This is a genomic window from Anabaena sp. EIM26 (assembly GCF_057568715.1).
This window is the reverse complement of the sequence record NZ_CM172472.1, coordinates 2,834,110-2,849,122: the sequence shown is the minus strand read 5'-3', so window position 1 is coordinate 2,849,122 and position 15,013 is coordinate 2,834,110. Positions and strand designations below refer to the sequence as shown.

Here is a 15,013-nt window from a genome sequence, read left to right as displayed (position 1 = left end):
TCTCAATTGAGTTGTAACTAATGAGCAATGCTATGTCCCTACAAGTGTTTTAATCTTGCAGGTTATTTGATTCACGATCCTAACTAATCACAAAATTATTCACATTCAATGTTCCTGTTAATCCTGTAACTTCAATAATGGCATCAGTGGAAGCATTAAACCCTGCTGTTGCATCATTAATTGCGACAAAGGTTTTTTGTCCAAGGCTGAATTGGGCTGCAAAATTAGATTTAAAGGCTGTGGCTGTTAATTTTGTTCCGATATCTGCTGCATTTAGGGTATTTACTACTCCGACTTTGACAAATCCGGATCGTGCTGTGGAAACACGGAATAAATCATTACCAGTTGTAGCGTTGAAGTCTGTGATGATATCAAATCCATTTAATAAAGAATCGGTTAATTTGGAATAATCAAAACGGTCTTTTCCTAAACCACCAGTGAGAGTATCTTTCCCACTGTCACCTTTGAGGATGTCATCTCCCGCACCACCTTTAAGGATGTCATTATTAGCACCCCCGTAGATATCATCATTTGCTAATGTGCCAGTAATGATGAATTTCTCAATGCCACTAAAATTCACACTGTCACGAGTATTGCTATCTTTATACGCAGAGAAATAGCCACTGTAACTACCATTAGTATTAGCATAAGAATTGTTGTAAGTTGTTATGCCAGAGGAAGACCCCGTATAAGTGTTGCTAGAATAATCAACTATTAAGGTGTCAGTTCCCGTACCACCTGTGACGTGATCCTGTCCTACGCCCGTGGTAATTGTATCATTCCCTGCACCTGCATCTACAGTATCAGATCCTAAACCTGTGGTAATTGTGTCATTTCCTGCACCTGCATCAAAATTGTCATCTCCTGCACCACCTTTGAAAATTTCACTAAAAGCAGTACCTATGATAGTGAAAGCTTCAATACTGGTGTAATTAATGAGTGCAGTTCCCTGAGCAGTAATTGTGCCATTATTACCACCACTCATTGTCAGAGCTTGAGTAGCTGTGCGAAAATCAACTACTAACCGATCATTACCTGTACCACCATCTATAGTGTCATTTCCAGCCAGTGCATTTAAAGTATCATCTCCCGCACCACCTTTAAGGATGTCATTACTAGCACCCCCGTAGATATCATCATTTGCTAATGTGCCAGTAATGATGAATTTCTCAATGCCACTAAAATTCACACTGTCACGAGTATTGCTATCTTTATACCAATACTGTAGCCAAAAAAAGAGTATAAAAAGAGGGCTGATGTAGTAGAGTTATAGTCTTCCACAACGACAACTCGAAAGCCACATACAGCCCATGTTTGACATACTAGCACTGTTGCAATGCCTACTACCAGAAATAAAAGTGACGACGATGCGGCAGTTAAGCCAGATCATCACGGCCATGTTAGCCATGAGCGGGCGAGTCACAATGTTGGGAATATCGCGTTGGACGCTTAGTGGTGGTAGTTATCGGACGGTAATCAGATTTTTTCGTACAGTCATACCGTGGACAACGGTGTTCTGGGTGTTTTTTCGGCGGCATTTGTTCTGCCCAAATGATGTTTATTTGTTGGCAGGAGACGAAGTAGTAATAAGCAAAGCCGGGAAAAAAACCTATGGATTAGATAGGTTCTTTTCCAGTCTAATAAGTAAACCAATATTGGGACTATCTTTCTTTACATTATCATTAGTAAGTGTTCAACAAAGACACTCATTTCCGATTCAGATAGAACAGGTAATAAAAAGCGATGTAGAAAAAAGTAGTGTCTCGCCAAGTCCAGAAGTAAAACCTCAAGAAAAACGTGGACGGGGACGACCAAAAGGAAGTAAAAACAAAAATAAAAAGGAGGTGACTTTTACACCTGAATTGCTAAGAATTAAGAAGATGATTAATGAGCTATTTAAGTTAATAGCTAACTTTATTCCCCTCACTTACTTGGTCGTAGATGGTCACTTTGGGAACAATAATGCTTTGCAGATGGCTAGGCAGGTAAAGTTACACATAATTTCCAAGTTACGTCACGATTCGGCATTATATATACCTTACCACAATCCTGACCCTAATCATCGTTCCCGTCGTAAATACGGAGAGAAGTTGGACTGGCGTAATATTCCTGGGGCATATTTGCGTCAAAGTAGTCTTGAAGAAGATATTAAAACTGATACTTATCAAGCTACTCTACTGCACAAAGAATTTGGCCAACCACTGAATGTAGTTATTTTGGTGAAAACCAATCTCAAAACTAATGCTCGCAGTCACGTAATTCTGTTTTCTAGTGACTTAACTTTATCATCTGAAAAAATAATTGACTACTATAAGTTGCGCTTCCAAATCGAATTTAATTTCCGAGATGCCAAACAGTTTTGGGGATTGGAAGATTTTATGAACAGAGGTCAAACTGCTGTGACTAATGCTGTTAATCTTTCTTTTTTTATGGTCAATTTGTCTCATTATCTTCTAGCTCAGTTTCGTGAAGATAATCCCGGTGCTGGCATTGTTGATCTTCAGGCTTATTGTCGGGGTTTTCGATATGTTCGGGAAATATTAAAAATGCTTCCGCAACAGCCTGAGCCTATTTTATTATCCCAGATTTTTGCCAAGCTTACCTCTCTTGGTCGTATTCACAATGCTTCTACAGCCGTTGAACCCTCGTAATTTGGCTACAGTATTGTTATACGCAGAGAAATAGCCACTGTAACTACCATTAGTATTAGCATAAGAATTGTTGTAAGTTGTTATGCCAGAGGAAGACCCCGTATAAGTGTTGCTAGAATAATCAACTATCAAGGTGTCAGTTCCCGTACCACCTGTGACGTGATCCTGTCCTACGCCCGTGGTAATTGTATCATTCCCTGCACCTGCATCTACAGTATCAGATCCTAAACCTGTGGTAATTGTGTCATTTCCTGCACCTGCATCAAAATTGTCATCTCCTGCACCACCTTTGAAAATTTCACTAAAAGCAGTACCTATGATAGTGAAAGCTTCAATACTGGTGTAATTAATGAGTGCAGTTCCCTGAGCAGTAATTGTGCCATTATTACCACCACTCATTGTCAGAGCTTGAGTAGCTGTGCGAAAATCAACTACTAACCGATCATTACCTGTACCACCATCTATAGTGTCATTTCCAGCCAGTGCATTTAAAGTATCATCTCCTGCACCACCTTTGAGAATGTCATTACTAGCACCCCCGTAGATATCATCATTTGCTAATGTGCCAGTAATGATGAATTTCTCAATGCCACTAAAATTCACACTGTCACGAGTATTGCTATCTTTATACGCAGAGAAATAGCCACTGTAACTACCATTAGTATTAGCATAAGAATTGTTGTAAGTTGTTATGCCAGAGGAAGACCCCGTATAAGTGTTGCTAGAATAATCAACTATCAAGGTGTCAGTTTCCGTACCACCTGTGACGTGATCCTGTCCTAAACCTATAGTAATTGTGTCATTTCCTGCACCTGCATCAAAAGTGTCAGCTAAATTCCCACCTTTAAAAATGTCATTAAAAGCAGTACCAGTGACAGAGAAAGCTTCAATACTTGTGTAATTAATGAGTGCAGTTCCCGGAGCGGTAATTGTGCCATTATTACCACCACTCATTGTCAGAGCTTTAGTAGCTGTATGAACATCAACTACTACCCGGTCATTACCTGTATAACCAGCTATCGTGTAATTTCCTGCAAGTGTATTTAAAGTGTCATCTCCTACACCACCGTTTAGAATATAGTTATTTGCTGTACCAATAATGGCTTTGCCCATCCCAGCTAGAAAGAAGGCAAAACCCTGAACCTCGATATTACCTTGTTGCTGTAAGGCAGCTAATACTTGTTGCCCAAGCTCACCACCAATAGTTTTGAGGTTGTTACCAAAATCTAGCATCCAGGCAGTACCAGCAGTTGTGTCTGCTGTGTACTTGGTTTGCAACGCAGTGATGGTAGCACTGACATCAAAATCAAACTGATTTGTAGTGCTGTTCCAACTCAGGTTGATGCTGTTGTATAGGCTTTTGAGATCAGTTTGCGCCAATAATTGGGAGTATACCATTTCAGATAAATTGCTATAAGCACTTTGTAAAACACTGGCAGCACCTGGATCGATGCCAGCATTTGTTCCAGGGTTTTCCCAGGCATAACTCCAAGATTCACCGATAAATTTTTCTAATACAGAAACTTTTCGAGCGTCTATCATTACACCACGACTCGCCGGATCAATCCCTTCACTTCCTGTCCATTTGAATAATATTTGATCCAGTAAAGATTGTCTTTGTTCTGCATTAGTAGTTGTAGCAAATGACTTAACCAAATTTTTCAGAGTACCGCTTGTATCTCTGACCATTGCTTGATGTAAATCATAGACATTGCCATAACCAGTTAAATCAGGAAGGTCCGCAATATCAGAGGGTACATCTAGCCATGTTTCCGCTATAGTGTAAGTCTTTTCAGACTGAAACCAAACATCTGTAGCTTTACCTGTTGTGCCATTCGTGCGGGTGAAACTTCCCACTTGGCGATGTTCATTTCCTTGAGCATCAATGTAGCTTGAATTGGTATAACTGACATTGATAGATTTTACTCCAGCAATACCCAAACTGATTAATTCATCGGGTGTGCTGTAACCATCTTCATTAGAGTCTTTCCATACTTTCAGATTTGTCCAATTGCTGTCTTTGGCATCAATTTTACCGTCGCCATTGGAATCAAGTTCTGCTAAAGCTTGAAAACCATTTGCAGCACGATTGCCATTTTTCAAGATAGTTTGATCGCCGAATAATTCCTTACCATCATTAATGCGACTATCTCCATTTCTATCCCAAACGAGTAAGCCATCATCTTTACCTACCCATGCTGTTTGTTCAGCAAAACCGTTACCATCATGATCGAAGTATGCGCCATCGTTTAATCTAGTAGTTTCTACACCATCACCGTCAAAATCAAAAATGATTGGGCTGCCGACGCTTTTGGCGGCGTTAAATTGGTCTTTAACTTCTTGTAAAGGTTTACCAGGATTCAGAATACTTTGTGCTGCACGATGTCCAGTATCATGGTCTCCAGATATCCTATCAGCCATAGTCAGATATTCAATTGGAGGTAAAAGTCCACGAAACGATGGTAAAGCTGGATAAAGCGGCACATACTTCTCAACGGACTTGAAAACAGCAGCATTGTAGTCTAGAACAGCATTAATTAATGCTATGTTATTCTCTGCTCTTTTGCTTGGATCATCATATTCTCGTAAAAATTTTGCATCTAGCCCCTGAACGTTTTTATAAGCCTGATCAACATCATGTAAAGCATCAATAACTTCACGTCCCTTATTTGCTTTTTTTCCATAGCTAAACAAATCAAAGAAAGATATAGACATAATTTATTCCTACAAAATTAGAACTGTTGATTTTTCTATGACTCTCAAATAATTTCTGCTGGTCAGCTTTCATTGTTGAGATTTTACGCAAATCGCCCCTGCTGCATAAAAAATTACAAATCAGGAGCGATCGCCACTTTTATACTACATATATCAGCACTAAGAAGTGATTTTATACAAATCATACTTGCTTCATAAAGATTTTATAAAAACTTTAAATATCAGTAGCGACCCTTAGCCGTAGTTTAGTATCGGCTTCGCAAACACTGATAACTACATTACTAGTTTCGTGATAGTTAAAATTACTTTTATCAGAATATACCAGAAATAATTCAAGGTGTAGTGATAAATCTCATATAAAACAGCATCTATGATCACAAGTCAGACAAGGAGTTTATGATGTATGTAGTGATAGTTAAGATAGTGAGGTACATTAATTCAAAAAACCTTGTCCTCACCTTTGCATAACATTCCATAGAAAAAGCGAAGATCAGAAACCAGGTTTTTTACCTCATGATCTGTTGATGAGCGATTCGCTATCGCTTGGCTAAAATATAGTTTAGTAAGGAGAAATGGTTATGCTGCAAACAACAATTTTTCAAGATATTGAAGAGAGCCTCAAGAAACTTCCTGAATCTTTACAAATTGAGGTGTTTCACTACATAGAGTATCTGAGAAATAATTACGCAAAGCAAAGTAATGAAAATATTACTGATTTGCCTGTAAAGGATACTGTAGAAGATTTAGAAGAGAAGCAACCTAAAAAGCGCGATGGTTTTGGCATTTGGAAAAGCAAAATTTCGATATCAGAAGATTTTGATGCACCAATGGAAGAGTTTGAGGAGTATATGTAAATATGGATATACTTTTAGATACTCATACATTTATTTGGTACATAGAAGGAAACGCAAAGTTAACGAACAAAGCTAGAAGCACTATTGAATTGTCAGAAGACAAAGTATATCTAAGTATTGTTAGTCTTTGGGAGATGGCAATTAAGACTGGCAAGAAACAACTTGATCTCCAAAATCCGTTTGAAGATTTATTGGAAGTTCTAAATTTGTTGAAAATTGAAATTTTATCAATGACATTCGCAGATATACAAGTCTATAAAAATCTGCCCTTATATCATAGCGATCCTTTTGATCGGATGCTAATTTCTCAGGCAATCAATAATAATTTAACTATTATTGGCTGCGATCAATTTTTTAACAATTATCCAGTGAAGATGTTGTGGAAATAACTATTGCCTTACAGCTTTAATTACTACTAATAAAATTTTACAAATCAGGAGCAATAGGCAATGTGATAAAAAATTTGTCTATAATAAGAACAAAAGAGGTATGATTGTGCAATTTGTTTCAGATATGGAATTATATTTATGGTTCAAACTCCTCAAGTACCAGTCAATTATTTTTCCTTTGAAGATTACTATGCCTATGATGATGGCACTGAAAATCGCTATGAATTAGTGGATGGAGAATTAGTTTTAATACCACCAGAATCAATTTTTAATTCTGATATATCAATGCGATTATTATTGGAGTTGGGTAAGATAGTCCCTCTCCATTTATTACGATATAAAGAAATTATGATTGAGGTAAGTGGACGTAGAGCTAAGGTAAGAATCCCTGATTTATTAATCTTGGGTGAAGAATGTCGCGCTGCTTTAGAAACTACGAACAGAGGAACAATTACCCATGATATGCCACCACCATTAATAGCGATTGAGGTGGTATCACCTGGTACTGAAAATGAAGTTAGAGACTATCGTTTCAAGCGTTCTGAGTATGCAGCTAGGGGAATTGCTGAATATTGGATTGTCGATCCTGTACAGAACAAAATTACGGTTTTATCTTTAGTAGAAGGTTTTTATGAAGAATTTATCTATAGAGGTGATGATTTGATTAAAAGTGAAGTATTTCCAGAAATTGAAATTAAGGTAAGTGATATTCTTGTTCAATAAATAGCAATTAAAAGTATTGTATATCTCGTGAAAATTAAATATGCTTAACCTGAAAACCTTGGTAGGGAAAATTTATGAATTGTCCCTACACCTTGTTTATCAGAGGTCTATTATGGTTGGGAGATCGCGTAACAATTAGTTTTTGGCATGAAAGCCAATGGGTATCAATCCTAATCAAATATTATATGTTCGCACAGGATTTGAATTGAGCGATCGCCCTTGATTTCTTCAAACAGAGTAAGCGATCGCTTATTTGAGTAATTAAAACCCTCAAATTCGTTCAAAATCCCATAGCTTCAGCTACAGCTTTGATATCCGCTGCGATACCTTGTTTAAACTGAGCATGACTGTGTTTAATCGCTGTATCTGGGTCTTTTAAACCATTACCAGTTAAGACACAAACCACTGTTGCACCTGTGGGAACTTGGTCTTTGACCTTTAACAACCCTGCCACAGAAGCCGCGCTGGCTGGTTCACAGAAAATTCCTTCTGATGAGGCTAAAAGACGATAAGCGTCGAGAATTTCTTCGTCTGTGACAGCGTTGAAGCTGCCTTGACTGGCAGATTGAGCAGCGATCGCTTTATCCCAACTAGCAGGATTACCAATTCTAATTGCTGTGGCTAGGGTTTCAGGATTCGCTACAGGTTGACCATTTACCAAAGGTGCAGCACCAGCAGCTTGGAAACCCATCATTTTCGGCAAGCGATCGCACTTCCCATCTTGATGATATTGGCAAAAACCCATCCAATATGCTGTGATATTCCCCGCATTTCCCACCGGAATACACAACCAATCGGGAGCATTACCCAAGGCATCCACCACTTCAAACGCTCCTGTTTTCTGACCTTCCAAACGGTAGGGGTTGACAGAATTCACCAAAGTGATGGGATAACTATCTGCCATTTCCCGGACAATTTCCAGCGCTCGGTCAAAATTCCCTTTAATTGCTAATACCTCTGCACCATAAAGTAAGGCTTGCGCTAACTTACCCAAAGCCACATAGCCATCAGGAATCAACACAAAAGGTTTCATTCCCCCACGTCGAGCATAGGCAGCCGCAGCAGCGGAAGTGTTACCCGTACTAGCACAAATTACCGCCTCAGCCCCTGCTTCCTTGGCTTTAGAAATTGCCATTGTCATCCCCCGGTCTTTGAAGCTGCCGGTGGGGTTAAGACCATCATATTTAACAAATACCTTGACCTGTTTTCCAATGCGTTCTGCGATCGCTGGCACTGGGATTAAAGGTGTGTTACCTTCCAATAGAGTAATAACTGGAGTGCTTTCGCTGACAGGCAAATATTCACGATAGGCTTCTATCAGTCCGGGCCAAGGTTGGCGATGAGATTTAGCAATAGACAAGCTCAAAGTCACAGGATTCTAAACTTCTTAACTAAGGATTTGGGATTGGAAAAATGGGATTTTATCAAACAGAATACAGGAGTCAGGAGTCAGAATTCAGAATTCAGTTGGCTATTCTATACGACTGGCAGATGTATAAGTGGGTTTAAACCACCCACCAAATCTATGATTTAGTGATATTGAATTTAGTAGGAGATACCCTGCGGAAAGCAAGCTACAGACTCGCCACTAATTAATTCTGACTCCTGGCTACTGACTCCTGACTCCTTCTTTAATTATTGTGTCAATAACTTTACCATGCTGAGGGCGCTGTTATCTCTGGAATGGAGTTACTATCATCGTAGTCTCTTATGACTAAACAGCAAACCTATCAGACTATGTGATGGAAAGTATACAATGTTTTAAGAAAGATTAAGATGACATTATTATAGAATTACTCGGTAAGCGGGTAAGCGTAAAACTCAATTCCTTTAGGGCTGAGATATAAGCGACGCTTACAACTCTAATTTACCTAATTTTTGGTGAATGTGTGAGTGCGAGAATAAGTCTAAAAATTAAGTATAACTAAACGACGTAAAAACTTAACTAAATTGGTTGAGTGCGTAGTCACACCTAACGGTGTAGCAGTTTAGGAAAGCTAGATTTTGATCAGACTTAAAATACAAAAAAACTAATTGAGTACGGTAGGGCATACCGGAATTTACGCTTTAGGAGAATTAACCTCTACTCCGGTTGGAGTCATCCAGCAGTAGCAAGTTAGCTCGTTGATTAAAGAATCGAGGGTGTCTTTATACCTGAGAGTGTCAATATAATATATCCAATGGTGTGAGTTTAAGTTTGCAAATGAGTATAACTATGTCCACTTTGTCATCCAGTGTTGCCAGTTGTGAATCCCATAGCGAACTAGTCAAAAAGCTTACCAAAGCTTACTATAGAGACGATCAGCAAGAGAAATTTATGGATTTGCAAGCCGAAGTAGATTCCCTGCTCGAACAGTTACAGAACCTGAAGAGCCAAAAGACAGAATCTTCCAGCCACGAATAATAAACTAAGTATTGAGTAACGAGTACCGAGTATCGAGTGCTGAGTAACCCTAAATAGCTAAATGAGGGATGGTTAGTGAAACTTGCCGAAGTTAAGTTCTATTGATTTTACTCATTACTCATTACTCGGTACTATTCAAAGCGTTGATTAGTTTCTGACCAGCGCTTTAATGTATATGTATTAGCACTTTCCACCAATAAAGCCAGAGATTGATCACTAGACAGTTTAGCGATTGCAGTCAGATTTTGCTTTGAATTGGGGATAAAATCGGTATATATAATCTTGCCATTAGCTCTAAAAATCAGAGTCCGGGGGAGAATCTGATCATCCTTATTCCCCAAGTTTTCATTTTTTGGCTGAGTCAAAGAAGCGATCGCAGAACCAGAAATAGTCAATACCACATCAAGATTACCATCATTAGTGACATCAACCATCTGTACAGGCCAACTACCCATTTGTGCTTTCATCTTCTCCAAGCTAGGAACCTGACCAGAAGGAATATCCCCAGACTGCTGTAAAGCACGCCATACATTCGGTAAAATTGCTTGTAATCCTTGAGGATTCTGTCGATTCAGTTCTTGAATAGCGATCGGAGCAGGTTGCACCCATTCTAATGCTGCCGAAGTCAAAGCTAGAGGTTTGGGTTGAATAGAACTACTTTCATTTTGGGCAATAGAATCACCAACCGCTAAAAGTCGCAACACCCCGCCCCGCATTTGTACAGCTTTGATAGTAGCCGTGTTGATTTGTTGTTCTCCATTGTTACCCCAAACAACTATCTGAATAGAGTTATCAGTCCTCATTCCTAAAACTCTCGTCCAAAATTGGCTAGTCTGAGTTTTTGGTAATCGCAAATCAGAAAACGGGTAACTTAACCAACTTGTACCATTATGAAATGCGCTCACTTCCACCTGATACCATACTTGGTTATCCGTAATTTTAAAATCGGTTTGAGGATCTATTGATAGCCAATCAGCATTATTAACTTGGGTAATTTTTTTTACCCCACCAATCATCTGACTAACATGAGGATTATTTACCTGCTCATCGAGTTGAGCGAACAGACCTTGAAGATAGAGTAGAGTTTCCTGAGAAATATTTGCTTGTCCTTCTATCCACGAATCAGCACGATCTTCTCCCCTTTGCACAGCGAAGATCAGATATGCCCAAGCTAACACAGCACGTCTAGTAGGATTGAGCCGCAACGCTACCGTTGTCCGATTCCATAACTTACCTTTATCTGTTTTGAGTAGGGTATAAATTTCTTTACCTTTTTCAGGCGATTCTATCAATATCTGTAAAGCTTGCTCCCAGCGACCATCAAGTAAATATGTCAGCACTTGTTGACTAGGACTAGCCCAACTTTGATCAGCTTGAATTTTGGTAAATTGAGAATGCAGGCGAATGAAATCTATTTGCGCCTGTGCCGCTTCTGGATAAGGCTTTTTGCGCTCTTTTGCCAGAGATGTCAACCAAGCATCAGCAGGTGTCCACAGTCCATTGCGGGCTAGTAACAGAGAGTTTTTATAACCAAAATCTTCACTTTCTGGTTTTTTGAGGTTAATTGCTTCCAGTAACAGGGAATTACTAACTAATTTGCCAGATTTAACTTGATAAACTTGCAAATGCGGCTCTAAACCTACTGTCTGATCTATCACTAACTCTTTAGCACCACCACCAGTCACTTCCTGCCATTTAGGTAGTTTTCCATTAGGGTTTTTCCACGATAAGATCTGCTGTAAACTGCGATTTTGTGGATTGTAGTGAACAATTCGACCATAAGCAGTTTTATTATCATTGTCTTGTGTGCTATTGCCCCGCAAATAAAACCAGAAACCTGGTGATGTCGAATTTTCTAAAGCTTTTATTTCCGTTAAAGGCAAGTTAATACCTCCCTCCTCAGTTTCTGACTCTGCAACATTGTCACCCAACGCAGACTCCACAAAAGACTCCTTCAGACCAGTCACAGACAGTTGCGTAACTAGGTGGTAGTATTTTTGTGGTTGAAATTGAAACTCCAGGTCTTTTGATAGCTCATAAACCCTCAGTTCCACAAGTTCTTGACAATCAGACTGACAATTGTTCCGTTTTTGAAAAACTGGTAGGATGAATAAATTTTTTTGCTGATTATCTAAAGATAGACTTTCCCCAGCTATACGCTTTTGTTTACTTAAGGTGAGTTGAATTTCCGGGAGTGTGTAGGAGACATCTTTCTTACCCAAAGGGATTTGCGCCCATTTTGGTAAAACTTCATTTAGCCAACTAATCTGTTCTGGATTCAGTATGTAGAGAATGCTAATCCAGCCAACACCCACAATCATACCAGTACTGCTCAACAAAATTGTCAGCGCTAAAGTTGATATTAACCAACTGCGCCATCGAGGCTGTTTGTGAGATATTTGATTCGTCTTTTTCAATGCCTCATCTGCACGGTGCTGATTAGTTCGAGCAGCTTTTGGCTTCAGCTTACGCCTTTTGTGTGCCATGTTAATTTTCAGTCAATGCGGAGAGTCTTTTCAGACTGAGTATTTTTACTTTGATACTCGTACTTTGGGTAATTGCCCACAATGATTAGGACTTACGCTAGATTAACGTATTTTCGTTATAACGACGGTCAGGAATCAATTGCAAGTTAATATCTAACTTTGTTACGCCACGATCCAGCATTATTAGGACTTACGCACAACACACCGAAAGTAGCGGTAATTCATGAATTACCGCTACGGAAGAATCAGGTTTTCGATCACATTTTGCGTAAGTCCTGATTATATATGCCTTAAAATCTCTAATCTCAGCAATTAGGTGCTTGGAAAGAGATTTACTTCAATGTTTCAATATATTAGAGAATTGCAATTATAAATGATGGAAAATACATTAGTTGATAAAACCTTCCGTGACAGCAATGGCAAAATTGTTTTAGCTCAGATGCCAAACCTACCGCTGATTGTTTGGGCAGTAGCTAGTTTACTAACTCTAATTTTTACAAATGGCAAAATTAATACAGTGTTAGGCGTACTGGCAAATGGCTCGTTGTTTACTTGGGCATGGATGGAATTATTTCAAGGCGTTAATTATTTTCGCAGATCACTAGGTCTTGCGGTATTCATTGGTATTATCGCCTCAAAAATCATGTAGTTTACGGCGTTTGAGTAGCATCCATACAGATGAAAGCTATCTGTATGAATGCTCAATTGAGTTGTTACAGGGTTTGATAGTCTGTGTAGCCATGTTCACTACCACCATAGAACGCCCTCACATCAGCTTCGGTCAGGGAAGCATTGAGCCGTAGCCGAGCCACTAAGTCAGGGTTAGAGATGAACAGCCGCCCGAAAACTATGGCATCAGCCCGCCCGTTTATAATTGCTTCATCACCTCGTTGTCGATCAAACCCACCGACAGCCAGCAGTGTTCCTTGGTAAACGGGACGTAGGAGATCAATGGGGTTGAAGTTCGGTGCAGTCCCTCTGGCGTAACCTCGGTCATACCCGACGTGCAAGTATGCCAAACCCAGTGGATTAAGTACTTTGGCGACATAGGTATAAGTTTCGGCAGGATCGTCATCAAATGTGTCGTTGACTGTGAAGCCGGGGGCGATCTTGACCCCTATCCGCCCCGCTCCCGGACGCTACAGAGAGCATTGACTATTTCAAGGGTGAAGCGAGTTCGATTCTCTAATGTGCCACCATAGGCATCCGTGCGTTGGTTGGAGCCACTGACTTGGAACTGGTTGGGTAGATATCCAGTTGCTGCATGAAGTTCCACACCATCGAAACCTGCTTCTATAGAGAGTTCTGCTCCTCTGCGGTACTCTTCCACTATGGAGGGTATTTCGTCCAACTCTAACGGACGGGGTGTCTCGAAAGGGACTTTACCATCCCAAACGTGAACTTCTTCAGATACCACTGGGACTGCCGAAGGTGCGATCGGTCGGGCATGATTAGGTAATAGGGAGGAGTGTGACACTCGTCCTGCGTGCATCAGTTGCACAAATATCCGACCTCCAGCAGCATGAACGGCATCTGTTACTTTTCTCCAGCCTCTAACCTGCTCCTCGTTGTGCAGCCCAGGACAGGTTGTGTAACCCCGCCCCATCGGAGAAGGATGTGTTCCTTCCGTAATGATGAGTCCCGCCGAAGCTCGCTGGGTGTAGTATTCGACCATTAGGGGGGTAGGTACACAGTTAGTAGTAGCCCTCAGACGTGACATCGGAGACATGATGATGCGGTTGGGGAGGTCAAGCGAACCTAGTCTAACTGGCGTGAACAGTCCTGATTTTTCTGGCATTGGCATTTTTCCTCTTCTAGAACTAGTACCGCAGGGCGGAAGTCAAAACGAAGACAGCATCAGCTTTTTGGAGATTTAGAATGGTTGGTTTATTTCTGCCGTGCTGTACTATAACGGTTCTCGGTTGAGTGAGATACAAGAACCCTACCTCACAAGGGGAGGTTTTTAATATTAACTGTGAAGGCAGGACTAGGAAGACAAGGAGGTATGTCAAAAATGCTCTTAATTCGTAATTCGTAATTAAGTTTTGCAACTGGGATTTAGACCCCGACACAAAACTTGCTGCTTGTAGAGGCAGGGGAATTAAACCCCCAAAATTAGTTAAAGATAAATATTAAATAAATATTAAATATAAATGTAAAAAAGGTTTGGCTAATCACCAAACCTTGCTATAAATCCAGTGCATAACAACATCCCAAATCAATTTAGCTTGTCCTGATTTATTAAGGCATCTTCCTAGAGGATGTATGCAAATAGGCTAAAAACTGATAAGAGAGGATATTATTTTTGATAATAGAAGTCGGGGATCTAAGTCATCGGTTGACAAATCAGCGATGGCGCTATTGTACTCGTCGCTAATTCAATGATTATCTTAACCCTATACCAAAAATAAAGGACGGGGGGTTATTCCGTCCGCACTAATAGCTTGAAAGTGGCAATACACCTTGGAATATGAAAGAAAATAGTACAAATAAAATTCAATAGGTTTTCAGGATTGCAAATGAAACAAACAATAAGAATGGGAATTCAGCCCATGCTATTTGTTTTCATCATTATTAATTCCTGCCATTGATAATAATCTAACATAGATATTTTTTCATTTTCTGCCAAAATGCCAATTGGTAAATAGCAAAAAAGACGGGGTTCAACCCGTCTGCGGTATAATTAGTAAAAACATCTTGGTAATCTCTGTAATGTATCAAGTCGCTATTGTAAACGAGTGCCAAAATGCCAAATTTTTATATAAATAATACTTTGCTGAAAATCCTCTTA

The 15,013-nt window shown here is 39.7% G+C and carries 12 protein-coding genes; 6 read left to right on the top strand and 6 right to left on the bottom strand.

Translation table 11 applies throughout. The features are described 5' to 3' along the window. Positions 1-79: 79 nt before the first annotated feature. Positions 80-1,189: a bluetail domain-containing putative surface protein gene (locus AC012T_RS12385; RefSeq protein ID WP_487066132.1), complete on the bottom strand. Its 1,110-nt coding sequence runs from the start codon at positions 1,187-1,189 to the stop codon at positions 80-82. Between the two features lie 121 nt (positions 1,190-1,310). On the opposite strand from AC012T_RS12385, the gene AC012T_RS12380 reads away from it, so the two are divergent. After that, complete coding sequence (locus AC012T_RS12380) at positions 1,311-2,651, top strand: transposase (protein ID WP_487059178.1); 1,341 nt, start codon at positions 1,311-1,313, stop codon at positions 2,649-2,651. Here AC012T_RS12380 and AC012T_RS12375 read toward each other — a convergent pair. Next, positions 2,577-5,366: an autotransporter outer membrane beta-barrel domain-containing protein gene (locus tag AC012T_RS12375; RefSeq protein WP_487066130.1), complete on the bottom strand. Its 2,790-nt coding sequence runs from the start codon at positions 5,364-5,366 to the stop codon at positions 2,577-2,579. The two genes, AC012T_RS12380 and AC012T_RS12375, sit on opposite strands and share 75 nt — an antisense overlap. A 578-nt stretch (positions 5,367-5,944) precedes the next feature. Between AC012T_RS12375 and vapB the strand changes: the two genes are divergently transcribed. The 3 genes from vapB (at position 5,945) to AC012T_RS12360 (ending at position 7,332) form a co-directional block, all read left to right on the top strand. Next, positions 5,945-6,220 (top strand): type II toxin-antitoxin system VapB family antitoxin, encoded by a 276-nt coding sequence (gene vapB, locus AC012T_RS12370; RefSeq protein ID WP_487066128.1) that lies wholly within the window; start codon positions 5,945-5,947, stop codon positions 6,218-6,220. A gap of 2 nt (positions 6,221-6,222) precedes the next feature. Beyond that, positions 6,223-6,609 (top strand): type II toxin-antitoxin system VapC family toxin, encoded by a 387-nt coding sequence (locus AC012T_RS12365; RefSeq protein WP_487066126.1) that lies wholly within the window; start codon positions 6,223-6,225, stop codon positions 6,607-6,609. 138 nt (positions 6,610-6,747) lie between these two features. Then, a complete protein-coding gene (locus AC012T_RS12360) occupies positions 6,748-7,332 on the top strand; it encodes a Uma2 family endonuclease (protein ID WP_487066124.1) in 585 nt (194 codons plus the stop codon). A 280-nt stretch (positions 7,333-7,612) separates the two neighbouring features. Here the strand turns inward: AC012T_RS12360 and thrC are convergent, their stop codons facing one another. Further along, positions 7,613-8,704 (bottom strand): threonine synthase, encoded by a 1,092-nt coding sequence (gene thrC / locus AC012T_RS12355; RefSeq protein WP_487066122.1) that lies wholly within the window; start codon positions 8,702-8,704, stop codon positions 7,613-7,615. A gap of 843 nt (positions 8,705-9,547) precedes the next feature. Between thrC and AC012T_RS12350 the strand changes: the two genes are divergently transcribed. Next, entirely contained in the window at positions 9,548-9,736 is a 189-nt protein-coding gene (locus AC012T_RS12350) for a hypothetical protein (protein WP_015214348.1), read from the top strand. Between the two features lie 131 nt (positions 9,737-9,867). On the opposite strand, the gene AC012T_RS12345 is transcribed toward AC012T_RS12350, so the two are convergent. After that, positions 9,868-12,222 (bottom strand): hypothetical protein, encoded by a 2,355-nt coding sequence (locus AC012T_RS12345; RefSeq protein ID WP_487066120.1) that lies wholly within the window; start codon positions 12,220-12,222, stop codon positions 9,868-9,870. A gap of 376 nt (positions 12,223-12,598) precedes the next feature. Here AC012T_RS12345 and AC012T_RS12340 point away from each other — a divergent pair, with 376 nt between their 5' ends. Beyond that, on the top strand, positions 12,599-12,871 hold the full coding sequence (locus tag AC012T_RS12340) for a hypothetical protein (RefSeq protein WP_487066563.1): 273 nt from the start codon (positions 12,599-12,601) through the stop codon (positions 12,869-12,871). A gap of 64 nt (positions 12,872-12,935) precedes the next feature. Here AC012T_RS12340 and AC012T_RS12335 read toward each other — a convergent pair whose 3' ends face one another. Both AC012T_RS12335 and AC012T_RS12330 read right to left on the bottom strand, forming a co-directional pair. Next, complete coding sequence (locus AC012T_RS12335; RefSeq protein WP_487066561.1) at positions 12,936-13,331, bottom strand: oxidoreductase; 396 nt, start codon at positions 13,329-13,331, stop codon at positions 12,936-12,938. An 8-nt stretch (positions 13,332-13,339) separates the two neighbouring features. After that, positions 13,340-14,020 (bottom strand): oxidoreductase, encoded by a 681-nt coding sequence (locus AC012T_RS12330; protein WP_487066118.1) that lies wholly within the window; start codon positions 14,018-14,020, stop codon positions 13,340-13,342. Positions 14,021-15,013: the final 993 nt, after the last annotated feature.

Bases quoted from the DNA above. Each gene is read 5' to 3' on its own strand.
- AC012T_RS12380 (WP_487059178.1), top strand. From the start codon at position 1,311: ATGTTTGACATACTAGCACTGTTGCAATGCCTACTACCAGAAATAAAA.
- AC012T_RS12375 (WP_487066130.1), bottom strand. From the start codon at position 5,366: ATGTCTATATCTTTCTTTGATTTGTTTAGCTATGGAAAAAAAGCAAAT.
- vapB (WP_487066128.1), top strand. From the start codon at position 5,945: ATGCTGCAAACAACAATTTTTCAAGATATTGAAGAGAGCCTCAAGAAA.
- AC012T_RS12365 (WP_487066126.1), top strand. From the start codon at position 6,223: ATGGATATACTTTTAGATACTCATACATTTATTTGGTACATAGAAGGA.
- AC012T_RS12360 (WP_487066124.1), top strand. From the start codon at position 6,748: ATGGTTCAAACTCCTCAAGTACCAGTCAATTATTTTTCCTTTGAAGAT.
- AC012T_RS12350 (WP_015214348.1), top strand. From the start codon at position 9,548: ATGTCCACTTTGTCATCCAGTGTTGCCAGTTGTGAATCCCATAGCGAA.
- AC012T_RS12345 (WP_487066120.1), bottom strand. From the start codon at position 12,222: ATGGCACACAAAAGGCGTAAGCTGAAGCCAAAAGCTGCTCGAACTAAT.
- AC012T_RS12340 (WP_487066563.1), top strand. From the start codon at position 12,599: ATGGAAAATACATTAGTTGATAAAACCTTCCGTGACAGCAATGGCAAA.
- AC012T_RS12330 (WP_487066118.1), bottom strand. From the start codon at position 14,020: ATGCCAGAAAAATCAGGACTGTTCACGCCAGTTAGACTAGGTTCGCTT.